Origin of the sequence: Marilutibacter penaei (assembly GCF_014145395.1) — a bacterium.
Lineage (GTDB): Bacteria > Pseudomonadota > Gammaproteobacteria > Xanthomonadales > Xanthomonadaceae > Marilutibacter > Marilutibacter penaei.
On sequence record NZ_JACHTE010000001.1, the window covers coordinates 127,122 to 150,140 of the forward strand.

Genomic DNA, 23,019 nt, shown 5'->3' on the forward strand with positions numbered 1-23,019 from the left:
CCAAGTCGGCCAACAAAGCCGCCACCATGACCAATCCCCGCCATCGAGCGGGGCTTTTGCGTTCATGCGCGCACGAGTCGCCCGGCGTCGAAACGGAGGGTGGCGCTTTCGCCAGCCCCGAGGTCCAGGTCGAGCCCGACGTCGCGGTGGACGACGCGGTATCGCCCTCCCCGACTGGACCGCAGGGTCGCGCCGGTGAGCACGCCCCCGGCCCAGTCCAGGTCGACCGTGGCGGCATTGCGGACGTGGACACCCGACAGGCGCCCGGCGGGCCAGGCACGGGGCAACGCGGGCAGGAGGAAGATCGATCCGCCCCAGCTCTGCACCAGCATTTCGACGATGCCCGCCGCGCCGCCGAAGTTGCCGTCGATCTGGAACGGAGGGTGCGCGTCGAACAGGTTAGGGTAGGTGCGGTCGGGCGAGAGCAGCCGGGTGAGGACGGCGTGGGCGCGTTCGGCGTCGCGCAGCCGGGCCCACAGGTTCAGCCGCCAGCCGATGCCCCAGCCCGTCGCTTCGTCGCCACGCAGTTCAAGCGAACGCCTCGCCGCCCGCGCGAGCGCTGGCGTGTCGCGTACGTTGACCTGGCTGGACGGGTGCAGGGCGTACAGGTGCGAGACGTGGCGGTGGTGGGGTTCCGGCGCTTCCATGTCCCAGTCCTCCTGCCATTCCTGCAGCTGGCCGGCCTTGCCGACGCGATGCGGCGGCAACCGTTCGCGCAGGGCCGAGAGCCGGGCGGCGAAATCGGCATCCACGCCGAGCAGGCCGGCGGCCTCGATGCACTGGGCGAACAGGTCGCGCAGCAGTTGCGCATCGATGGAGGGGCCGGCGCAGAGCGAGGCGCCATGGGGATGCACGTTCTCCGGCGACAACGAGGGCACGGTCACCATCGCACCGCTGCGCGGGTCCTCGACCAGCGTGGCCGAGAAGAACCGCGCGGCGCCCTTGAACAGCGGATAGACGCGCCCGAGGAAATCCAGGTCGCGCCCGTGGTCCCAACGGTCCCACAACTGGCGCAGCAGCCATGCCCCGCCCATCGGCCACAACGCCCACTTCGCGCCGTCCGGGGGCGACGCCTGCCGCCAGAGGTCGGTGTTGTTGTGCACGACCCAGCCGGGTGCGCCGTACATGGCCTGCGCGGTGCGCGCGCCGGTTTCGGACAATTCCACCAGCATCCGCTCCAGCGGTTCGACGCATTCGGCCAGGCCATTGGCCTCCGCCGGCCAGTAGTTCATCTCGGTGTTGATGTTGATCGTGTACTTGCTCTCCCACGGCGGATCCATCAGGTCGTTCCAGATCCCCTGCAGGTTGGCCGGCTGGGTACCGGGACGCGAACTGGCGATGAGCAGGTAGCGGCCGAACTGGTGGTACAGCGGGACCAGCGCGGGATCGGCCCCGTCCGCGAAACGGCGCACGCGCTCGTCGGTGGGCAGCGAGGCGTTGGTCGTGCTGCCGAGGTCGAGCGCGGTGCGCCGGAACAGCCGGCGGTGCTCGGCCTGGTGGGCCGACCGCAATCCGTCCCACCCCAGGGCGGCGGCGGCATCCAGCCTGCGCCGGGTGTCCGCTTCGGGGTCGCCGCCGACATCGTCGTAACGGCGGAAGCTGGTGGCCGCCGTCAGCAGCAGCAGGACGTCGTCCGCGCCGGAGATTTCGATGCGCCCGTCGACCGCGCGGAGCTCGCCGCCCCGGGCGATGGCCTTCACCCGTGCGGCGAAGCGCAAACGCCCGGCAACACCGCTGCGGGCGGGGTTGCGGCCGCGCAGCAGGAGCTCGTCGTCGCGGGCAGTCACTTCGACGTCCTGTTCGCTGTCCAGGCCGACGCGCAGGTCGAGGAAACCCGCCCGTCCGGCCTGCAGTCGCACCGCCAGGCACTGCGCCGGTGCGGAAACGAAGGCCTCGCGCTGGTGGGACACGCCGCGGCTGCGGAACGACACGCGGGCGATCGCGCCGTCGAGGTCGAGCTCGCGCCGGTAGTCGTCCAGCTCGGCGACGTTGCGGACGTCCAGCACCAGGTCCGCCAGCGGCTGGTACGGCATCTGCTTGATCGGGCGGGCCATCATGGCCCGGTCGGCCAGGGCCTCCGCTTCGGCAGGGCGACCGGCCAGGATCAGCCGGCGGACCTCGGGCAGGGCCGCGAGTGCGTCGGGCGAGGTCGCGTCATGCGGGCCGCCCGCGTAGAGCGTGTCTTCGTTGAGTTGCAGGCGCTCGTGCTTGCCGCCGCCCCAGACCATCGCGCCCAGCCGGCCGTTGCCCAGCGGCAGCGCCTCGACCCACTGGGTCGCGGGCCGGGGATACCAGAGCCGGAACGCGGACCAGTCGACCCCGGCCGACGGAGGCGCGAGGGACGCGTCCATGCGGGCCCCGGCCTGCGCATCCGACGCCGTCGGCAACGCGCTGGCACCCGCCGCGATCGCCGAAGCGACGGCCGCGCGCAGGGCATCGCGGCGGCCGGGGTCGAATGGCGGCGAACCACCCTGCATGGGTCAGCGTCCCGTGCGCGTCACGACGATCGCCTTGCCTTCGTAGCGCACGGTCGCGTCGGCGGCCGGTTCCAGCGCCCCGGCATCGACGCGCGGACCGTCGATCCAGCGCACGCGCACCTCCCGCGATTCCACCATGCCGGGCCAGCTGCCGACGCGCTCGCCCAGGGTCAGCTCGCCGGTGGCCTCGTTCCATGACAGCGGGATGCGACTGTGCTCGCCGCGTTCGTAGCCGTAGTCGCGGCCATCGTCCTCGTAGATCGAGGACACGCCGTCGGCACCGGTGTAGACCTCGATGGTCAGCGGCGCATCCGGCACCTCGTCGACATGCTGTTGCACGGTGATGCGCGGCACGATCGCGCCGGCGCGCACGAACAGCGGGCTTCGCTCGAGCGGGGCCGCCGCCTGGATCGACTGTCCGCCCCGGTGGCGCTGGCCGGTGTGGAAATCGATCCAGCTCGTGCCCGCCGGCAGGTAGACCTCGCGGCGGGTGGCCCCGAACCCGGTCACGGGCGCGACCAGGAACGCGGGGCCGAACAGGTACTGGTCGTTGATGTCGGCGACCCGGGCGTCGCCCGGGAAGTCCATCGTCAGCGCGCGCAGCATGGTGCCGTCGCGGTGCCAGGTATCGGCGGCAAGCGTATAGATGTAGGGCATCAGCGCGTAGCGGAGCTTCAGGTAATAGACGAAGCTGTCGTAGTGCGGGGTGCCTTCAGGCGCGATGTTCCAGATCTCGCGGTACGGGTACTGGCCGTGCAGGCGGAAGATCGGCACGAAGGTGCCGTACTGGAACCAGCGCAGGTTGAGCTCGCGCCACTCCGGCAGGTGCGCGGGGTCCTGGGTCGCATAGCGCACCTCCGGCGAGAAGCCGCCGATGTCGAAGCTGACGTTGGGCGCGCCGGCCATCGAGGCATTGACCAGGCCCGAGACCTGCTCGCGCATGTCGTCCCAGCGCGGCACGATGTCGCCGCTCCAGAACGCGGCCGCGGCCCGCTGCTGGCCCGCGAAGTAGGCGCGGGACAGGATGAAGACGCGCTTGTCCGGGTCGACCTCGCGGGAGCCGCGGTAGACGCCTTCGGAGTGGACCAGTGGATACGAATTGAAGTACTCCACCGACGATCCCAGCGCGGTCGGCGTCGTGCGTGCCTTGCGTTCGTCGGTGTCGAGGTTGCCGTGCAGGTCCGGTTCGGTGGCGTCGAGCCACCAGGCGTCGAAGCCCTTGCTGTTGAGCTTCCCGTTGACCTGCCGCCAGAAGATGTCCTGGGCCTCCTTCGAATACGGGTCGTAGAACGAACTGAGGTAGCCTTCGCCGATCCAGTCGCGCTCGCCGACCTCGATGTTGCGGCGGTACATCAGGCCCTTGGCATCGAACTCCTTGAAGTGCGCGGTGGTCGGGTAGAACTTGGGCCAGACCGAGATCATGATCTGCGCGTCGCGGTCGTGGACGTGCTCGACCATGCCGGCGGGATCGGGGAAGTTCACCGGATCGAAGTCGTGCGAACCCCAGGCGTCCTCGGGCCAGTACGACCAGTCCAGCACGATGTTGTCGATCGGAAGCCGGCGACGGCGGTACTCGTCGAGCACGTCGGTCAGTTCCTGCTGGCTCTTGTAGCGCTCGCGGCTCTGCCAGAAGCCGTAGGCCCACTTCGGCAGCATGACCGCCTTGCCGGTCAGGCCGCGGTAGCCGGCGATCAGCGCATCCATGTCGTCGCCGGCGACCACGTAGTAGTCGATGAGCTGCGCCGCCTCGGACCAGATCGACAGGTCGCGTGCCTCTTCGGCGGGCAGCGGGTCGCGCGCCAGCAGGGCCAGGTACGCGGGCTCGATGCGGTCCCACTCCAGCCGGATGGAATGGCGCTCGCCCGCCTTCATGTCGAGCGCGGTCTCGTGGTACCAGGGATTCCAGTTCTGCCGCCAGCGGTCGAGGACGAGCTCGCCGTCGATCCACAACCGGGCGTACTCGCTGTTGTACATCGAGAAGGTATGGCGGCCGTCGGTGCGGGCGGCGATCTCGCCTTCCCAGGCGACCCGGCTGCGACCGCCCTCCTCGAGGTTCTTGCCCGCCTCGGGGAAGCGCGGCAGGTCGCTGAGGAACTGGTAGTCGATGGCGTCCTCGCGACGGACGACCCTGGTCTCGCCGCCCACGCTGTAGGTCGCGGTCAGGGCACCTTCGCGGCCGTCGGCATCGTACAGGGAGAAGGATTCGCCCAATGGCCGGAGGCCGCGCGGGTCGCCGTAGCGGGTGATCGAGTTGTTGTCCCAGAGGATCCCGTAGTTGCGGGTGGAGACCAGGTAGGGGATGGCGTTGTCGATGTTGTGCTGGAGCAGTTCGATGTCGCGTCCCTTGAGGTTCATCCAGCCCTGCTGGTGCAGGCCGGTGCCATGGAACGCCTCGTCGTCCGGGGAAAGGAAGCGCTGGCGGATGCCGTAGTAGGACGTGCCCTCGAACTCCACCGGCTCGAAGTGGCGGGCGGACTCGGCGAGCAGTGGCTGGCCGGCGGCGTCGAAGAAGGCGACGCGACCGTCCACCGTCGATACCTCGGCGGAGATGCGCGGCGCCTGCAGGCGGACCACGCCATCGCCTTCGCTCACCTCGTAGGGCGGCGGTCCGTCACCGTCGGCGATGCGCATCAGGCTCGGCGAGCGTTCGAAGCGGCCGTCCGGGTCGGCCAGCACGCGGATCACGCCGGCATCGACCACCTCCAGGCGCACGTCGGCGGCGCCTTCGGCCGAAGGCCGGACGGTGATGCCGGCGTTGGAGCGCTCCCAGTCCGACGCCAGCGCTTCGCCGACACCGACCAGGGACACCGCCACTGCCAGCAGGGCGAGCCCGGCGCCATTCCACGCCCGCGCGGTCTTCAGGTTCACTTGCATTCCTTCCTCCTCTGCGTCGCGGCGCGTTCGCCACGACCTGCCATGTCCAGGTGTGTCACCAGGTCGCCAGCTTCACCCGCAACAGCTGCGTGGCGCTGGAGAAGTTGAGTCCGTAGTCGGTCTGGTCGCCGTTCCAGCGACGCCGGAACACCCACTCGCCATCGACGTAGGTGCCTTCCTCGACGTACTCGAACATCTGCCTGGCGGCGACGGCGGGGTCGCGCGCGACGATCTCCACGCGCGCATGGGCGCCGGTGACCAGGTACTCGTCCGGCCCGAGCCGGGCGACCAGGGCACGGCCGGTGGGCTCGGGGTTGCCGGGCGGCTCGCCCTGGAACCAGAACTGCGGCACGCCATAGGTGACGACCATGTTCCAGCGTTCGTCGATCGGCAGCACCTGCACCGGTTCGCCGGGCTGTTCCGCGGTGGCGCGGACGTTGCCTTCGAAGCTCGCGCGGGCGATCACCCGTGCCGCGGGCGATACCAGGCGGTAGTTCAGCGCGAAGTCCTCCAGCGCCGCTTCGTCCAGGTGCTTGGCGCCCAGCGGCCAGTTGGAGTAGCGCGAGAAGTCGATGCCGAACGGCGACCAGCCGATGGCCTGGTGGCCGAGCGCGGAGAAGAAGTAGCGGGGATACTCCGCGCGGTTGCCGGTCTCGGCGACGAACAACGGGTTGTCCGCGCGCGAGTAGCGGTCGAGCACGGTCGTGTAGTGCAGGTACTCCGGCATGTAGATGTCGGGCGCGAGCAGGTCGATGTGCGGTGCGGCCGCCTTGTAGACGTCAAGCACGTTGTCGGTGGGGCCGCCGCTTGCGTACTGGCCGGGCTGGCCGGGGTTGAAGGGACCGCGGAGGGCCGCGTTGACCAGCATCGGCAGCGGATACTCCGCCTTGCCCGCTTCCGCGACCTGGTCGATGTAGCGGGCGATGTGCCAGGCGTGGAAGAACTCGTCGGCGTCCGCCCCGAACACCTCGCGCCAGTGGCCGGGCGGCTTGCCCAGCCTGTCCAGCAGCGCCGCCGGGACCGGAGCATCGAAGGCCCGCTGCGCCAGGGGAGAGAAATCGCGCACGCTGCCGTAGGTCCCCGGCTCGTTCTGCGGCTGCACCATGATCACGGTGCGCTGCGGATCGACCTCCGCCAGGTGGCGCATCAACCGGACGAACGCCTTGCGGTCGGCCTCAAGCGTGGCCTCGCCATGCGGTGAAAGCGAGTTGATCGTCCGCCCGTCGGCGGTCACCACGCGCGGGAAGCGCTCGTTGTCGAGCTTCACCCAGGCGGGCGCGTAATGGGGCGCGTTGTTCTTCCAGGTCGCGAACCACAGCAGGATCAGCCTGAGGTCGCGCTCGCGCGCCTGCGCCAGCAGGGTGTCGACGAAGGTGAAATCGAAGGTGCCCTCCACCGCTTCCACCTGCTCCCAGGCCACCGGGACCATCACGGTGTTCGGCCCGACGACCTCGATCGCGGGCCAGACATCCTCCAGGGCATGCGGCCAGTTGCTGGAGTTGTTGACCTGGGCGCCGAGGATCAGGAACGGTTCGCCATCGACCAGCAAGGCGTGGCGACCGTCGCGGGTCACGACTTCGGGGACGGGTGCGCTTCCGGAGGCCGCCGCCTCCGGTGCGCCCGGACCGGCGTGGGCGGGCCCCGATGCGGCAGGTTCCGGTGCCCCCCCGGGCCCGGCGCAGGCGGCGAGCAGCAAGGCCGCCGCCAGCAGGCCCGCAAAGCCGTGGCGAGCGGGACGTGAAGGATCGATCGCGTGCATGTGGGGCGGTTCCTCGTATCGCATGCTCAGCGCAACGGCTGTCGGAAGGGCGAGGCCGGCAGGCCGGCGTCGTTCATCAGGTTGGCGTCCACCGGCGCGTCCTTCCATGCGTACCGCAGCTCGACCGGGTGGGGAACCCCGTCGGCCCTGAGCACCACGACGTCGCCTTCGACGCGTGCCTGCGCGGCATGGAACACGCCGTCGTCGCCCGCCAGCTCGAAGCCGCGCACGGCGCCACCGCCGCGCGCCACGAGCGCGCCGGCACCGCTTTCGAAGGCCAGGGTGACCTCGCTCCCCGCGACGTCGGCGTCGCCCGGCACCGGCCCGTGCCAGGGCAGGTCCTCGCCGAACGCGACATGGCGGGCCGCCAGGGCCAACCGCTTCCCGACGGTCTGTTTGTCCGCTGGATGGATGTCATCGACGTCGCCGACGTCGATGGCCACCGCCTGCGCCGTCGCCGGCAGCGCCAGCGCCGCCGACTGCGATTCGCGCAGCACCGCCCACGGGCTGCCCGAAGGCGAATCCACGCCGGAACCGAAGCTGGCCAGCTGCACCCACAGGAAGGGCATGGCGGGCCGTTCCCACTGCGCGCGCCACCGGCCGATCATCGCCGGGAACTGCTGGCGGTAACGGGCGGCATCCTCGAGGCTGCCCGCGTTGGATTCCCCCTGGTACCAGATCACGCCCTTCAGCGGGTACGGCTGCAGCGGATGGACCATCGCGTTGTAGAGGAGCGTGGGGAACTGGTTCTTGTCCTCCACCAGGCCGATGTCCACCCGGGCCGGCCGGAACACCCAGGGCCCGTCCAACAGGCGCGCGACGCCGCCTTCCGGCTGGACGAACAGTTCGTCGGGCCCGCCGTGGATCCCGCCGCCACCCCCGTCGTCCACGACCCGGATCGCGACCACGTTGCGCCCCGGTCGCAGGACCGCCGCGGGCACGGCGTAGCGCCGGGGCACGTTGTACTGGCCGCGGAGCCCACCGACGCGCTCGCCGTTGACCCAGGTCGTGTCGGTATCGTCGATCCGGCCGACGCCGAGCCACAATCCGCCCGCGGCCTCGTCGGGTGTCAGGGAGAACGATGTCCGATACCAGCCCACGCCATCGATCCCGGCCCAGCCCGTGGTTTCCCACAGGGCCGGCACGGTGGCGGTCGACCACCCGGATGCATCGTGCGCGGGATCCTGCCAGTGGGCGTCGTCGGCCGGCAGGTCCCCGTATCGGGCGAGGTTGCGGCGCGTTTCCGCCAGCCGCCGTTCGTCCGAGGCGCGCAGTTCGCGGCCGCGTGCAGCGACCTGGGCCGGGTCCATCCCCAGTGCCTCCGCGTCCATCCAGGCTTCGATGCGGCTGCCGCCCCAGGTGCTGTCGATGATGCCGATCGGCACGCCGGCGAGCTCACGCATCTCCCTTGCGAAGAAATGCGCGACCGCGGAGAAGTCGCCGGCGACACCCGGGGAAGACGCGATCCACGTCCCGCCCGCTAGCTGCCATCGAGGCGCTCCGCCCCAGGACTTCGGCACCTTGAAGTGGCGGATGAGGGGATCGGTGGCCCGCGCGATCTCGGCCCGGGCGTCCGCCGAGCGGACGATCGGCCACTCCATGTTCGACTGCCCCGAGGCCAGCCACACGTCGCCGACCAGCACGTCGCGGATATCGATCCTGCCTTCATCGTCCTCGACGCGCAGCACTTCCGGCCTGTCATCGGCACCTCGCGCCGGCAGCTGCAGGCGCCAGTGGCCCGAAGCATCGGCGTCGGCGTGCGCGACGTCGCCGTCGAACTCGACGCGGACGCCCGCACCGGGCGTGGACCGGCCCCAGACCACGATCGGCGTGTCGCGTTGCAGCACCATGCCGTCCGAGAACATCCGCGGCAGTTCCGCCGCGTCCGTCGTGGGCGCGATGCCCAGGGCGGTCGCGAACAGGATGCCAAGTCGTTTCATCGTGGATCTCCGTACCAGATGCCGCGTCCTTCCGTGCCGAAGTAGACGCGGCCGGGAATGCGCGGGTCGCCGGTGACGTGGCGGATGATGCCGCTGAAGCGCAGGCGGTCGTCATCGATGCGCACCCAGTGCGCGCCATCGTCGTCCGAGCGGAACAGCCCGTGCCGGCCGTCGACCTGGCCGGCGAGATACAGTGCCAGTGGCCCGCCCTCGCGTACGGGTGCGCCCACGCCGATGGAGTCGGCGCGCTCGATGCCCGGCAGCGCGCGCAGCCGCCCACTCTTCCAGCGCAGCAAGCCTCGCCCGCCGGCGGCGATCCAGGCCTCGCCCGGCCGCGTGGGATGCGCCTCGATCTCCACGCGATGCCCGTCGCCGACCGCCGCCCTGCCCGCCCCGCTCACGTCGGCCACTTCGAACGAAGCACCGCCATCACCGCTGGCATAGAGCCTGCCCGTCGCCGGGTCGTAGCCATGGAAGAGCGCCGGCGCGACACGGTCCGCCTCCACCACGGCGGTCTCCGGCAGGCCGACCACCTCCTGCCAGTGCCGTCCGCGATCCAGGCTCAGCCAGTGCCCGCCCCTGCGCGGCGACCAGAGCACGCGATGGCCGTCGGCGGCGATCGTGATGCGACCGGCGCCTTCCCCATCGGGCGGCTCGCTGGTGAATGCGGTCCAGGTGCGGCCGCCATCTTCGGACCATGCGCCACGCACCGCGCCTTCCGGCCTGTCATGGAAATGTCCGGTCCGGACCATCACCCCGGGCTGCTGGCCGGCGAATGCCAGGCTCTCGGTGTTGGAGAAGCGCACGCCGGCGAAGCGTGCCTGCGACGCATCCAGGTCGTCGTGGACGAAACCGTCGATGTCGCCGAGTCCGGACACCAGGTGTGCGCCCTCCGGCGGACTGGCCAATGCCAGCGGCACGGTCTCCTCGAAGCCGGCCTGTTCGAAGCGCCACGCCACGGGCTCGCCCACGCCCCGGTCGTGGGCGTTGGTCGATGCCCAGATGCCGTAGCCGGTCACGAACCAGGTCCGGTCCGGGTCGTGCGGATCGATCTCCACGTCGGCCATCCAGTGCGGCCGCGCATCCGCCGTCCAGGGCGCCGTGTCGCGCTCGAAGCGCGCGTCCTCCAGCATCGGCCGCCAGTGCTTCCCGCCATCCGTGCTGCGGAACAGCTCGTCGTGCGGCGAGAACCGGTTGAAGGTCGTGGCGACGATGACATCGGGGTCGCCGGCATCGACCGCCACCGCGCCCCAGCCGAATCCGTCGCCTTCGCCATCGGTGTCCTGGGCGACGGGGGTGATGTCGGTCCAACTGCCATCGGACGGATCGAAGCGCCAGACCGCGCCGTCGCTCATGGTGTTCGGCCCCGGCTCGTCCCCGTAACTCAGCAGGTAGCGGCCGCGGGCATCGCGCACCATGTGGTTCGGCCGCAGCCCGGTGGGCTGGCCGGGGATGGCATTCCAGCGGAGCCCGCCGTCCGTCGACCGGAACAGGGAGGTGCCACCGGTGGCGATGCCGGCGTAGACGGTACGCGACGGCCGGCCGTTCCCGCCGCTCGCGGGATCGAAGACCACGAAGACGATGCCCACCGGCTGCGGCCCGTTCCAGCCCTGCGTAGCGGCACCGGGGCCCACGGCCGACGCCGGGAATCCGTCTGCCTTCGCCCACCGTACGCCGGCGTCGTCGCTGCGCCACAGGCCGTCCGCCCGGGTGCCGAACAGGAGGATATCCCCGTCGTTGGGGTCCACCGCCAGGCGTTCGCCGTTGCCCCGCCCCTGCGCGTTGGCGCCGAGCTTGAACGGCAGCGCCGTGCGTTCGAAGGTGGTACCCCGGTCGCGCGAGCGCAGGATCGCGCCGTCGCTGCCGCGTTCATGCAGATAGGTCCCCACGGCCAGGTAGAGGCGATCGGGATCCGAGGGATCCAGGGCCAGGCTCTCGACGCCAAAGCGCCCCTGGTCGCCGGGGCCCATCCAGTCGAGCAGCGGCCGCCAGCGCCGTGTCTCCGGCATCCAACGGTAGGCACCCCCGATATCGGTGCGCGCATACAGCAGCCCGGGTTCGGACGGGTGGAAGACCAGGCCGGTCACGAAGCCGCCACCGCCGACGGCGACGTTCTTCCAGGCATACGCCTGGGTGGGCGCCGGCACCGCGGTCGCCGGGCTCGCGGCCAGTCCTGCAAGGCACAGCGCGATGGCGCATGCGCGCCGGAGTCGGAAGAAAGGCATGGTCACGGGGTTCGTCGCCGCTCCCCACCCCCGGCATGCCGGGGGCGTGCAGGTTCCGCGGCCGCGACGGCCGGCCCGGGAGCAGCGGGCCAGGGGCGATGCGCCCCGTCCGGCGGACAGGGCGCGGCCACGGTCGCGGTCGGGCGCTTAGAGATCAAAGATCGCCCGGAAAGTCAGCCCATAGCGACGGTCGTTGATGTACCAGCCATTGGGACGGCTCTCGTTACCGTAATAGTCGAACCGGGTCTCGTCGAGCAGGTTGGTGCCGTCCAGCGTGACCGACCAGACCTCGCCGATGTTGAAGCGTAGCGATGCATCCAGCTGGCCGGTCTCGTCGTGGTATTGCGGCACGTGGCCGGCATTCGGCGGGCGCGTGGTGACCAGCCAGGCATCCCGCCAGTTGTACGCCGCGCGGAACGACACGCGTTCCTTCTCGTACATCAGCACCACGTTGTAGCTGTTCTTCGACAGGCCTTCGAGCGGAAGCTGCGCCACCTGGATGCCGTCCGTGCTCAGTGCGTCCGGGGCGGGCGCGCTGCTGTCGACGTAGGTGTAGTTGGCCTCCAGGCCCAGGCCATCCAGCGGGCCGGGCAGGAAGTCGAAGATCTGCCGGTAGCCCAGTTCGATGCCCTTGATCCTGCCGTCGTCGCCGTTCGACCGGGTCTGCAGCTGGAACGGGCGCACGCACTCCGCGCCGGCGCAGGGCCGGGTCTCGCCCGGGTTGCCGCCCTCGAGCGGAACGGTGAAGCCGGCGTCGTAGTAGTTCGCGGTTTCCGTGTCGTAGTAGTAGAAGCCCTCGACCTGCTTGTAGAACGCCGTGCCGTAGAGCATCGAGCCCTGGCCGAAGTACCACTCCAGCGAGGTGTCGAACTGGTTGGCGTACATCGGCTCCAGGTAGGGGTTGCCGCGGCTCGCGTAGGAGACGCCACCGGTATTGAAGTCGAAGAAGGTGTTGTTGAGGTAGACGTACGGGTCCAGCAGGTCGAAGTTCGGGCGCGACATCGCCCGCGACGCGGCCACGCGCCACTGCAGGTTGTCGCGCAGGAACATCCGGAAGTTGAAGCTCGGCAGGACGTCGGTGTAGGCATGCTCCACGCTGACCGGCAGCACCGCGTTGGTCGGGTCGTCCTGTTGCAGCTCGTAGCCGTTCACCGTCGACTCCGTGCGGACCACGCGTACGCCCGCGTTCGCATCCCACGGGAAGCGGCCCGCGTCGGAGCCGAAACGCAACATGCCGTACAGCGCGTAGGTGTTCTCGCCGTACTCGCGGATGTCGGTGGGGCCGTTGTAGGTGACCGGATCGTGGCCGAACATCCGCACGGTGTCCTCGTAGTCGGCGACCATCTCGTCGCAGGCGACGTAGCCAGAGGGGAGTCCGCTCTCGCCGCGGAAGTGATCGGTGAACGGGAACAGCCGGTAGCAGCCGTCGGGGTACTGGTCGAAGGGCACCGGGCGGAACGTGGCCCAGGCGCCGTTCGGGTCGCCCGGCGGCGGGATCTTCTGCCAGTTCCAGGTGGAGCTGCGGGTGATTGCGTCGCGGTCGGTGTAGCGGACGCCGAAGCGCATGTCGCGCAGGAAGCTGCTGTCGATGAAGTCCCAGCGCATGTCGGCGCGCCAGGAGAACTGGTCGCCGTCGTTGTCGTCGCGCTTGTCCAGGTGCGAGTACCAGCCGCCGTAGTTGGCGATATCGCTCATGTAGCCCGGGATCGGCTGGCCCGTCGCCGGGTCGAGCACCGTGGTGGTCGGGTAGCGTCCGGTCAGGTCCACCCGTACCGGCGGCACCGCCGAGAGGCCCGACCAGCCACGCCAGTCGTCCGGGTCCACCTGGCCCGCCAGCAGGTCGACCCAGTAGTTGACGCCCTCGGTGGTGGCGTCGATGTACTGGAAGTCGGTCGACAGGAACAGCTGGTCGCTGGCCTGCCACTTGCCACCCAGGCTGTAGTCGGTGGTGATCGAGTTGCGCCAGTCCATTCGCGCGGTGGTGGTGACCAGCGCGTTGTTGAAGGTGCCGTACTGGAACTCGCCGTTGGCGTCGAAGCCGAACGGGTCGGTGAAGTTCTCGTAGCCGGGTATGTCCGGCGACACATAGCCCCAGCCGTTGCCGCTCCAGTTCACCAGGTCGTCGGTGTTGTTGTTGAGGTTGCCGGTGCGGACGCTGTACTCCCGGTTGCGGAACTTGTAGTCGGAACGCAGCGCCTGGGCATGGAACTCCAGGTCGTCGTTGGGCTTCCACTGCAGGCCGAGGTACTGGCCATCGCGCTCGCGGTCGCCGAAATGGCTGTACATGCCGACTTCGCTCGGCACCACCACTTCCTGCCCCTCGTAGCCGGGCACGTCGGTGTCGACCAGGTAGGAGCCCATGTTGATGCGGTCCTCGCGGTACTGTCCCTCCTGGTGCGCGAGGTGGACCAGCACGCCGAACTCGCCGGCACCGGTGTCGAAGCGGTTGCTGAAGAGGATCGAACCCGAGGGCCGGGTGGAGTCGCGCAGGTCCCAGCGGTTGAGCGTGAAGCTCCCGCTGATCAGGGTGTCGTCGTAGTCGAACGGCATGCGCGTGCGCAGGTTGACCAGGCCGCCGAGGCCACCCTCGATCAGTTCCGCGTTCGGGTTCTTGTACACGTCGACGCCGGCGAGCAGTTCCGCCGGGACGTCCTCCCAGCTCAGCGCGCGCCCGGCGTTGGCGGTGAAGATGTCTCGCCCGTTGAGCTCGCTGCGCACCTGGGTCAGGCCGCGGATGGCGATGTTGCTGCCCTCGCCCTTGTTGCGGGTGATCTGCACGCCGGTGATGCGCTGCAGAGCCTCGGCCACGTTGTTGTCGGGCAGCTTGCCGATGTCCTCGGCGACCACCGAATCGACGATCTGGTCGCTGGTTTCCTTGATGATCTGGGCCTTGGTGAGGCTGCCGTAGATGCCGGTGACCTCGACCCTGTCGAGGGTGGTCATCTCGTCCTCGACCGACTGCTGCCGGGTGACGTCCTCCTCCTCCGGCGCCGTCGCGGTCTCCTCTTCGTCGCTCGGGACGGCGGCATCCTGCGCCATGGCGGGCCCAGCCAGGCACGCGGCGATGGCGAGGGCGATGGCGGAATGCCTGATCGAGGCTTGCAGGCGGCCGCCCATGGCAGCCGATGCCGGCGAGCGGCGTTGGTACATCGACATATGATCCCTCCCGAGGACACATCCACGATGTGGTGTCTGGTTGTCGGACCCGATGGCGGATCCGCGGCCTACCCCTGCTGCCTGCCGCCCGTGGCTCTGCCGGAAGATGTGCGTTGCCGGATGGGTCCCGGACTGGCCTCTTCTCTCGTGTGGCACCACGGCCTGGCATGGCATCCCGCCCGGCCAGGGCGGAACGAGCCGAGCATGCACAGCGCTGCCATTCCGTTCCAATGAAAAATAAACATCCATCGATATGCATACGGAATACATTCCGATGCTGTCCCGCAGCATCCGCGGGACACCCGTTGCCTCAGTTCGCCGATGCGTAAAGCTCCGACGCGACGGACCGCAGGGCATCGAGGATGCGACCCGCGGCAGGCGACAGCACATGGCCGCGGCGACGGATGATCCCGAAGTACTCCATCGACACGCCCAGTTCGATCGGCAGGACGGTCAACTGCCGCGCCTGCACGTGCGGCATCACCGACGCCACCGGCAGCGAGGCCAGCAGGTCGCTCGAGCGCAACAGGTTGGTGATGACCGGCAGCGCCGAGGTTTCGATCAGGTTCTGCGGTTGCGGCACGCCGTGGTCGAGGAACGCGGCGTCGAGGCGGGATCGCAGGATGCTCTCGACCGGTGGCACGATCCAGCCGAACGCCGCCAGGTCCGCATGGGCCAGGTCGTCCCGCTCCGCCAGCGGATGGCCGGCACGCGCGATGACCGAATGCGGCTCGTCCGCGAGGGGCTCGAAGTCGAGGTCGCCGGCGCCCTCCGGCCCCATGATGCGCCCGACCACGATATCGAGCTGGCCGTCGAGCAAACGCTCGACCAGCGGCCGGCTGTAGTCCATCTCGACCCGCACCAGGATGTCGGGATACGCCCGCTTGACCGCGGCGATGGCCTGGGGCACGAGGTTGGTGCCGGGATTGACCACGGTACCGATCGACGCCCGGCCCATTCGGCCGTTGCGCATCGCCGCGATCTCGTCCTGTGCCCGGCCGATTTCCGACAGGGCGGAACGGGCCCGGTGCACCAGCACCTTGCCGTACCAGGTCGGCTCGACGCCGCGCGCATGGCGCTCGAACAGTTGCACGCCGAGCAGCCCCTCCATCTCGGCGAGCAGCTTCGACGCGGCGGGCTGGGTCATGTTGGCCGCCTCCGCCGCCCGCAGCACGGACCCCTGCTCGTACAGGTGCAGCAGCAGCAGCAGTTGGCGTGTCTTCAGGCGCGACGCGCTCGACCAGTTGACGTTCGACGGCAGGTTCATGCGTTCCCCTCCCCGGGATGCTCCGTCCCCAAGCTATTCCAGCAACGAATAGAATATGCAGAAAATTTCATTTGAAGAACATAGCCTTGCGGGCAAGGCTAGGAGTCGCTTCCATGGGGTCCGGTGCGTCCGACAGGACGTCCGCCGCGACGACATGGACGGCGCAGGCCGCCAGCCAGAGCGTCCGCGCCGCGACGGTTCCCGCAAGACGGCAGGAGGGGTGGTGGCACATCACAGGTTTGCGCTGGCAGGCCCTGCCAGGCCCGCCGCACGGGGTCCGATTCCATGAATGGGCGACTGGCCGGCAAGGTCGCGCTGGTGACCGGCGCCGCCGGCGGCATCGGCGCGGCGACCGCACGCCTCTTCTCCGGGCACGACGCGTGCGTGCACGGGCTGGACCTGCTCCCCGCCTCCGCCGGCGCGGTCCATGCCCATACCGTCATCGACATCCGCGACGCCGCGGCGGTGGAAACGGCGGTGGCGGCCATCCTGGCGCGGGAAGGCCGCATCGACGTGCTGGTCAACAACGCCGGTACCGACGTCTTCTCGGAACCGCTCGAACTCGACGACGCCGACTGGGAGCGCTGCATGGCGCTCAACCTCAAGGGTGCCTGGCACATGGCGCGCGCGGTGCTGCCGGCGATGCTCGCGCAGGGCGCGGGATCGATCGTCAACATCGCCTCCGTGCACGCGCACCGGATCATCCGCGGCGCCTTCCCCTACCCGGTCGCCAAACACGGCCTGCTGGGCCTGACCCGCTCGCTGGGCATCGAGTACGCGGATCGCGGCATCCGGGTGAACTCGATCTCGCCGGGCCTGGTCCTGGTGCCCCGCATCGAAGCCTGGTTCGAGCGCGAGCCCGGGCGTCGCGAGGAACAGACCGCGTTGCTGCCGCCCCGGCGGATCGGCACGCCGGAGGAGATCGCCTATACCGCGCTGTTCCTCGCCAGCGACGAAGCACGCTTCATCAACGCCACCGATATCCTGGTCGATGGCGGGCGTTCGCAGGTCTACCATGACTGAGCCCCCGGGCGGCGCGCTGCCGTTCCGCCTGCCGCTGGTCGCGATCCTGCGCGGCATCACCCCGGACGACGTGCTGGCGCACGTCGAGGCCCTGGTCGAGTCCGGCTACGATGCGATCGAAGTCCCGCTGAACTCGCCGGGCACGTTCGACAGCATCGCGCGAGCGCGGGAAGCCTTCGGTGGCCGGGCACGCTTCGGCGCCGGCACCGTGCTCGCCCGCGCGGACATCGACGCCCTGCATGCCACGGGCATCGACTTCATCGTCACGCCGAACACCGACCCGGCCGTGATCGCGCACGCAGCGGGACTCGACATCGACGTGATCGCCGGCATCGGCACGGCCACCGAAGCCTTCGCCGCGCTCGCCGCGGGGGCGCGGATGCTGAAGCTGTTCCCCGCATCGGTGTACGGGCCGGGGATGGTGCGCGCATTGCGTTCCGTGCTGCCGCCGGTCCCGTTGCTGGCGGTCGGCGGTATCACCCCCGCCTCGCTTCCCGCCTTCCTGGACGCCGGCTGCGCGGGCGCGGGGCTCGGCGGTGAACTGTATCGCGCCGGCCAGGACGTATCGCGCACGCGCGGCGCGGCCAATGCCTTCGTCCGCGCCTGGCAGGAGCATGCCGCATGAAGATCACCCGCCTGCGGACGTTCCATGCAGCCCCACGCTGGCTGTTCCTCAAGATCGAGACCGACGAAGGCGTGCATGGCTGGGGCGAGCCGGTCATCGAAGGCAAGGCACATACGGTCGAGGCCGCGGTACGCGAGTTCGCCGACGAACTGGTCGGCAAGGACCCGCGCCGCATCAACGATCTCTGGCAGACCCTGTACCGGGGTGGCTTCTATCGTGGTGGCGCGATCCTGATGAGCGCGATCGCCGGCATCGACCAGGCCTTGTGGGACATCAGGGGCAAGACGCTCGGCGTGCCGGTGCACGAACTGCTCGGCGGGCGCGTGCGGGAGCGCATGAAGACCTATCGCTGGGTGGGTGGCGACCGCCCGGCCGACGTCATCGCGCAGATCCGCCGGCTCCAGGCACTGGGCTACGACACGTTCAAGCTCAACGGAACCGAGGAGCTCGCGCTCGTCGACAGCAATGCCCGCATCGATGCGGTGGTGGCGCGGATCGCGGAGATCCGGGAGGCCTTCGGCAACAGCATCGACTTCGGTATCGACTTCCATGGCCGCGTCGGCGTACCGATGGCCCGGGTGCTGCTCCGCGAGCTGGAGCCCTACCGTCCGCTGTTCGTGGAGGAGCCGGTGCTCCCGGAGTTCTGGGAGCGCTACCGGTGGCTCTCCGACGGCACCTCGATCCCGCTGGCGGCGGGGGAGCGCATGTACTCGCGCACCGAGTTCAAGCACGTGCTCGAGGCGGGTGGCATCTCGATCCTGCAGCCCGACCTCTCGCATGCGGGGGGCATCACCGAGTGCCTGCGCATCGCCGCGATGGCCGAGGCCTACGACGTGGCGCTGGCACCGCACTGCCCGCTGGGCCCGGTCGCACTGGCGGCCTGCCTGCAGGTGGACTTCGTGTGCTGGAACGCGATGCTGCAGGAGCAGAGCATCGGCATCCACTACAACGAGGGAGCCGACCTGCTCGACTACGTGTCCGATGCGTCGGTGTTCGATTGCGCCAATGGCTACATCGCGGCGCCGGTCGCCCCGGGGCTTGGCGTCGAGATCGACGAAGAGCGGCTGATCGCCGCTGCCGCGGCGCCGCCACGCTGGCGGAATCCGTCCTGGCGACACCGCGATGGCAGCGTCGCGGAGTGGTGACGACATGAGCGGCACGCCGGCCCTGCTGCGTGTCGACAGCCGCTGCGAGCTGGGCGAAGGCGTGGTCTGGTGCGACCGGCTGCGCGTGCTGTACTGGACCGACATCAACGGCGCCCGCTTGTGGCGGCATGCGCCCGACAGCGGCGCCACGCAGGCCTGGCGCTTGCCGGACCGACTCGCCTGCCTGGCGCCGGCGACCGACGGCCGCCTGCTGCTCGGCCTGGCCAAGGGCCTGCACGCCTGCGACGTGGAATCGCAGCTGGGCCGGGAAGCGCTGTCGATCGGCGAGGTACTCGCGCACGTGGAACCGGACGTGCCGATGACGCGGCTCAACGACGGTCGCGCCGACCGCAACGGCAATTTCGTGTTCGGCACCAAGAGCGAACATCCGGACGGCCGTCGGATCGGCCGCTTCCACCAGTATTCCGCGCGCCATGGCGTGCGCACGCTCGCGCTGCCGGCCAGCGCCATTCCGAACGCGATCGCCTTCGACGCGGCCGGTACCCGGATGTACTTTTGCGATTCGGTCGACCCGCGGATCCTGTGCTGCGACTACGATGCGGCATCCGCCTCGGTGTCGGCGATACGCGTGTTCGCGGCGCTGGACGACCCCGACGCCGAGCCCGATGGCGCCACCGTCGACGGCGAGGATGCGCTCTGGAATGCGCAGTGGGGCGCGGGCCGGGTGGTGCGCTACCTCGAGGACGGCCGCGTCGAGCGCGTGGTCGACATACCGGCGCCACGCGTCACCTGCTGCGTCCTTGGCGGAGGCCGGCTCTACGTCACCAGTGCCCGCGTTGGCATGGGCGAGGCGGCGCTGGCAGCGTGGCCGGGCGCGGGCGGCCTGTTCGAGGTCGCGACCGGATCGTTGCCCTCGCGCCCCACCGACCGCGTGGTGCTGCCATGATCGCGGTCGACTGGGGCGGCAGCCGCCTGCGCGCCTATCGGCTGGATGGCCAGGGGAACGTCCTCGCCTCGCGACAGGGGGCATGGGGGGCGCTGGAATGTGGACAGCGATTCGACGAAGTGCTGGTCGCCACCCTTGGCGACTGGGACGACTCCGCGGTGGTCATGTGCGGCATGATCGGCGCCCGCGGCGGCTGGCATGAGATGCCTTACCTCGCCTGTCCCATCGGCATCGACGAAATCGCACGGGGACTCCAGCGCTTGCCGGGCGGGACCAGCGACGGGCGCGACGCATGGCTGGTGCCCGGCCTGCGGTGCGCGGAAGGCAACGCCACGCCCGACGTGATGCGCGGCGAAGAATCGCAACTGGCGGCCCTGCTCGATGCCATGCCCGCTGGCGAGTTCCGGGTCTGCCTCCCGGGCACCCATTGCAAGTGGGTGCGTGTCCGCGACGGCCGCATCCTCGGCTTTTCCACCTCGATGACCGGCGAGGTCTATGCCCTGCTCCGCCACCGCAGCGTGCTCGGGCGCCTGATGCCTGCCGGAGACGATGCGTTGGACGGTGACGCGTTCGACCTCGGCCTCGAACGCGCGCGCAGCCCGGGCGGCCTGCTTCGGCACGTGTTCGAGGTCCGCACCGCCGCCTTGTTCGACCGCCTTCCACCGTCGTCCCTGTCCTCGTTCCTTTCGGGCCTTCTGATCGGACACGAACTCCGCGGCACCCTGGAAGGCAGCTCGGCGGGCCGCGGTCCCGTGCACCTGGTGGGCAGCCAGCAGACCCTCGAGCCCTATGCCCGCGCCCTGGCGCGGCAGGGCATGGAGGTCGAACGGCATGCCGAGGACCTGGTGGCGCGCGGCCTGCACGGCATCTGGGCACGGAGGGCGTCATCACCATGACCTGCAAGCCTGAACGAAAATGACAGCGCATGACATCCGTGTCGGAATTCGGCTACAGTCCCCTCCGGCAACGCCGTCCAGCCTTGCGCCCGGCACGGGCACCCGGGGGAGAGGGACCGTCGCCGGGGGCGCGGAACGCGGGCGATGGCCCGCCGATGCAACCGACATGAGCACCGCTTCCACCCGGCGCCCTGCGTCCGTGGAGCGATCCGGGATACCTCATTGATGCCAATGCCTGCTTCCTTGCCACGATTCGAGCCTTGCGGCGCCCTGCTAGCCGATATCGGAGGCACCAACGCACGCTTCGCGCTGGCCTCGCCCGACGCGGCGCACCCCGACATCATGGCCGGCAGCATGCGTATCCATCCGGTCGCCGGTTTCGCGTCGCTGGCCGAGGCCGCCTCCCACTACCTGGCGGAGATGGACGCGATGCCCCGGCGTGGCGTGTTCGCGGTGGCCGGGCCGATCGAGGACGGGGAAGCCCGCATCACCAACCATCCGTGGACGATCTCGGCAACGGACATGCGCGACGCGCTCGGCCTGGACGAGGTCGAACTGGTCAACGACTTCACCGCGCAGGCAATGGCGGTCACCGCCCTGGCAACGGGCGACACCGTGTCGCTGGGAGGAGCCGCCTGGGGCGGCCTCGAGGCGGGCGGCGATCACACCTACGCGGTGCTGGGCGCAGGTACCGGACTGGGCGTCGGCGGCCTGCTGCGCCGCGACGGCCGCTACCATCCACTGCAGACGGAGGGCGGCCATTCGAGCTTCGCGCCCTGCAATGACGAGGAGATCGAAGTCCTGCGGTACCTCGCCGGGGCGTTCCCCCGCGTGTCCAACGAGCGCCTGCTCAGCGGCAGCGGCCTGGTCAACCTGCACCGCGCACTCAGCCACGTCCATGGGCGCGCTCCAGAGGTGCTCGAGCCCCGCGACATCACCGCCCGCGCCGCCGCCGGCGACCCTGCGTGCCTCCATTCCATCGAGGTCTTCTGCGCGATTTTCGGCGCAGTGGCCGGCGATCTCGCGCTGACCCTCGGCGCTTGGGACGGCGTGTTCCTGACCGGCGGACTGGTACCGCGCCTGATGCCCTGGCTGCCTGGGTCCGCGTTCCGCTCGCGCTTCGAGGAGAAAGGTCGACTGGCGCCCGCCTTGTCCCGGGTGCCGGCGATCGCCGTGGTCCACCACCAGCCGGGCCTGCTGGGTGCCGCCGCGATGAGCGTGGCGACCCGGGCCAGGGATCGATGATCGCGCGCCGTCGTCGTACCACGGCATTCACCGCATTGGCGGTGCTGTCGACGCTGGCCACCGCCGGAGCGGCGGAGGTGCGCGTCGTTGAAACCACCGGCGGCCATCGGCTGGAGGTGGACGGCACGCCGTTCCGCATCAGGGGCGCGGGGCTGGGCGACGGCCCGATGGCTCGGCTGGCGGGGCGCGGCGCCAACGCGGTACGGACGTGGCGCATCCCGGCGGACCCCGGCGAAGCACGGGCGCTGCTCGACGAAGCGGAGCGCCTGGGGCTGAAGGTTGCGCTGGGCCTGGACATGGTCCCGCCGCGTCGCGGCTTCGACTACGGCGATCCGGCCACGGTGGCCGCCCAGCAGGCGCGTCTCGGCGAGCAGGTACGGCGCTGGCGCGGGCATCCGGCGTTGCTGATGTGGGTGGTCGGCAACGAACTGAACCTGCACAACGAAGACCCGGCGGTCTGGGACGCGGTCGAAACCGTGGCCTCGATGATCCATGCACTGGATCCCGACCACCCGGTCACCACCACGCTGGCGGGCTTCGACGAGGCGCTGATCGGCGAGGTCAAGGCCCGGGTGCCGTCCCTCGACCTGCTGGCCGTGCAGCTGTACGGCGACCTGGGCGGGTTCCCGGCCCGCCTGCGGGCCGCGGGCTGGGACGGTCCCTATGTCGTGACCGAATGGGGACCGACCGGCCACTGGGAAAGCCCGCTGACCGCATGGGGCGCGCCCATCGAGGACACCGCGACCCGCAAGGCGGAACTGCTGTTGGGCCGGCACGCCATGAACCTCGGGCCGGACCACGCGTCCGGCCTCGGCGACTTCGTCTTCCTCTGGGGCGACAAGCAGGAACGTACCCCGACCTGGTACGGGTTGCTCCTGCCGGACGGCAAGGCGACGCCGGCGGTCGACGCCATGGAACGGATCTGGACCGGCCGCTGGCCCAGCCGCCGCGCGCCCGCCACCGGCCCGCTGCGCATCGATGGGCAGGATGCCCACGCCAACATCACCCTCGTCCCCGGGCAGGAGGTGGTGGCGTCGATCGCGGCATCCGATCCCGACGGCGACCCACTGCGCCACGCCTGGCGGGTGATGCAGGAAAGCGAGGCCACCTCCGTGGGCGGCGATCCCGAGGCTACCCCCCGGATCCTCGACCTCGCGTTCGAGCCCATGGGCGCCGGCGAGGTGCGTTTCGCCGCCCCGACCGGTCCCGGCCACTACCGCCTGTTCGTCGAAATCGACGACGGCAGCGACCGCGCGGCCTACGCCAACCTGCCGTTCCGCGTCGTCGACTGAACGTACTTCATGGTATGGACAGCGTGCGACAGCACGCGCCTGCCCACGTACGCCGGAGCGGACAGGGACACACGCGGCACGAAATCCCACGCCGGGTTGCGAACGCCGTGTTTTCCGCACGCTCCAGCTCGCCCGCTGCTCTCTGGGACGGTGCGAAAGCGCCGCCATGTGCCGGTCCCCCGGCGCGC

At 70.1% G+C, this 23,019-nt stretch carries 14 protein-coding genes; 7 read left to right on the top strand and 7 right to left on the bottom strand.

Annotation, left to right across the window (positions count from 1 at the left end; genetic code table 11):
- Positions 1 to 62: 62 nt before the first annotated feature.
- The 7 genes from H4F99_RS00555 to H4F99_RS00585 all read right to left on the bottom strand — a co-directional run bounded on the left by H4F99_RS00555 (position 63) and on the right by H4F99_RS00585 (position 15,698).
- Entirely contained in the window at positions 63 to 2,477 is a 2,415-nt protein-coding gene (locus H4F99_RS00555; RefSeq protein WP_182667765.1) for a glycosyl hydrolase family 95 catalytic domain-containing protein, read from the bottom strand.
- Positions 2,478 to 2,480: 3 nt separating this feature from the next.
- A complete protein-coding gene (locus H4F99_RS00560; RefSeq protein WP_182667766.1) occupies positions 2,481 to 5,351 on the bottom strand; it encodes a TIM-barrel domain-containing protein in 2,871 nt (956 codons plus the stop codon).
- A 55-nt stretch (positions 5,352 to 5,406) separates the two neighbouring features.
- Complete coding sequence (locus H4F99_RS00565; RefSeq protein ID WP_182667767.1) at positions 5,407 to 7,110, bottom strand: DUF5597 domain-containing protein; 1,704 nt, start codon at positions 7,108 to 7,110, stop codon at positions 5,407 to 5,409.
- 26 nt (positions 7,111 to 7,136) lie between these two features.
- Positions 7,137 to 9,050: a sialate O-acetylesterase gene (locus tag H4F99_RS00570; protein WP_182667768.1), complete on the bottom strand. Its 1,914-nt coding sequence runs from the start codon at positions 9,048 to 9,050 to the stop codon at positions 7,137 to 7,139.
- The gene (locus tag H4F99_RS00575; protein ID WP_182667769.1) at positions 9,047 to 11,275 is read right to left on the bottom strand and encodes a beta propeller repeat protein; all 2,229 of its coding nucleotides are present in this window, start codon (positions 11,273 to 11,275) and stop codon (positions 9,047 to 9,049) included. The genes H4F99_RS00570 and H4F99_RS00575 overlap by 4 nt, the downstream gene beginning before the upstream one ends.
- 147 nt (positions 11,276 to 11,422) lie before the next feature.
- Positions 11,423 to 14,431 (bottom strand): TonB-dependent receptor, encoded by a 3,009-nt coding sequence (locus H4F99_RS00580; protein ID WP_182667770.1) that lies wholly within the window; start codon positions 14,429 to 14,431, stop codon positions 11,423 to 11,425.
- A 310-nt stretch (positions 14,432 to 14,741) separates the two neighbouring features.
- Complete coding sequence (locus H4F99_RS00585; RefSeq protein WP_182667771.1) at positions 14,742 to 15,698, bottom strand: LysR family transcriptional regulator; 957 nt, start codon at positions 15,696 to 15,698, stop codon at positions 14,742 to 14,744.
- A gap of 285 nt (positions 15,699 to 15,983) precedes the next feature.
- On the opposite strand from H4F99_RS00585, the gene H4F99_RS00590 reads away from it, so the two are divergent.
- From H4F99_RS00590 to H4F99_RS00620, 7 genes are all read left to right on the top strand, one after another.
- Positions 15,984 to 16,721, top strand: a complete 738-nt coding sequence (locus H4F99_RS00590) for an SDR family oxidoreductase (RefSeq protein WP_182667772.1) — start codon at positions 15,984 to 15,986, stop codon at positions 16,719 to 16,721.
- Complete coding sequence (locus H4F99_RS00595) at positions 16,714 to 17,346, top strand: 2-dehydro-3-deoxy-6-phosphogalactonate aldolase (RefSeq protein ID WP_182667773.1); 633 nt, start codon at positions 16,714 to 16,716, stop codon at positions 17,344 to 17,346. Before H4F99_RS00590 ends, H4F99_RS00595 begins: the two co-directional genes overlap by 8 nt.
- Entirely contained in the window at positions 17,343 to 18,491 is a 1,149-nt protein-coding gene (gene dgoD / locus H4F99_RS00600) for a galactonate dehydratase (protein ID WP_182667774.1), read from the top strand. The genes H4F99_RS00595 and dgoD overlap by 4 nt, the downstream gene beginning before the upstream one ends.
- A 4-nt stretch (positions 18,492 to 18,495) precedes the next feature.
- Positions 18,496 to 19,398: an SMP-30/gluconolactonase/LRE family protein gene (locus H4F99_RS00605; protein WP_182667775.1), complete on the top strand. Its 903-nt coding sequence runs from the start codon at positions 18,496 to 18,498 to the stop codon at positions 19,396 to 19,398.
- The gene (locus H4F99_RS00610) at positions 19,395 to 20,294 is read left to right on the top strand and encodes a 2-dehydro-3-deoxygalactonokinase (protein ID WP_182667776.1); all 900 of its coding nucleotides are present in this window, start codon (positions 19,395 to 19,397) and stop codon (positions 20,292 to 20,294) included. Before H4F99_RS00605 ends, H4F99_RS00610 begins: the two co-directional genes overlap by 4 nt.
- Positions 20,295 to 20,519: 225 nt before the next feature.
- Positions 20,520 to 21,539 (top strand): glucokinase, encoded by a 1,020-nt coding sequence (gene glk, locus H4F99_RS00615; protein ID WP_246371174.1) that lies wholly within the window; start codon positions 20,520 to 20,522, stop codon positions 21,537 to 21,539.
- Positions 21,536 to 22,831: a glycoside hydrolase family 2 TIM barrel-domain containing protein gene (locus H4F99_RS00620; protein ID WP_182667777.1), complete on the top strand. Its 1,296-nt coding sequence runs from the start codon at positions 21,536 to 21,538 to the stop codon at positions 22,829 to 22,831. The genes glk and H4F99_RS00620 overlap by 4 nt, the downstream gene beginning before the upstream one ends.
- Positions 22,832 to 23,019 lie beyond the last annotated feature (188 nt).

Bases quoted from the DNA above. Each gene is read 5' to 3' on its own strand.
- H4F99_RS00605 (WP_182667775.1), top strand. From the start codon at position 18,496: ATGAGCGGCACGCCGGCCCTGCTGCGTGTCGACAGCCGCTGCGAGCTG.
- H4F99_RS00580 (WP_182667770.1), bottom strand. From the start codon at position 14,431: ATGTCGATGTACCAACGCCGCTCGCCGGCATCGGCTGCCATGGGCGGC.
- H4F99_RS00590 (WP_182667772.1), top strand. From the start codon at position 15,984: ATGAATGGGCGACTGGCCGGCAAGGTCGCGCTGGTGACCGGCGCCGCC.
- H4F99_RS00560 (WP_182667766.1), bottom strand. From the start codon at position 5,351: ATGCAAGTGAACCTGAAGACCGCGCGGGCGTGGAATGGCGCCGGGCTC.
- glk (WP_246371174.1), top strand. From the start codon at position 20,520: ATGCCAATGCCTGCTTCCTTGCCACGATTCGAGCCTTGCGGCGCCCTG.
- H4F99_RS00610 (WP_182667776.1), top strand. From the start codon at position 19,395: ATGATCGCGGTCGACTGGGGCGGCAGCCGCCTGCGCGCCTATCGGCTG.
- H4F99_RS00620 (WP_182667777.1), top strand. From the start codon at position 21,536: ATGATCGCGCGCCGTCGTCGTACCACGGCATTCACCGCATTGGCGGTG.
- H4F99_RS00575 (WP_182667769.1), bottom strand. From the start codon at position 11,275: ATGCCTTTCTTCCGACTCCGGCGCGCATGCGCCATCGCGCTGTGCCTT.
- H4F99_RS00565 (WP_182667767.1), bottom strand. From the start codon at position 7,110: ATGCACGCGATCGATCCTTCACGTCCCGCTCGCCACGGCTTTGCGGGC.
- H4F99_RS00555 (WP_182667765.1), bottom strand. From the start codon at position 2,477: ATGCAGGGTGGTTCGCCGCCATTCGACCCCGGCCGCCGCGATGCCCTG.
- H4F99_RS00585 (WP_182667771.1), bottom strand. From the start codon at position 15,698: ATGAACCTGCCGTCGAACGTCAACTGGTCGAGCGCGTCGCGCCTGAAG.
- H4F99_RS00595 (WP_182667773.1), top strand. From the start codon at position 16,714: ATGACTGAGCCCCCGGGCGGCGCGCTGCCGTTCCGCCTGCCGCTGGTC.
- dgoD (WP_182667774.1), top strand. From the start codon at position 17,343: ATGAAGATCACCCGCCTGCGGACGTTCCATGCAGCCCCACGCTGGCTG.
- H4F99_RS00570 (WP_182667768.1), bottom strand. From the start codon at position 9,050: ATGAAACGACTTGGCATCCTGTTCGCGACCGCCCTGGGCATCGCGCCC.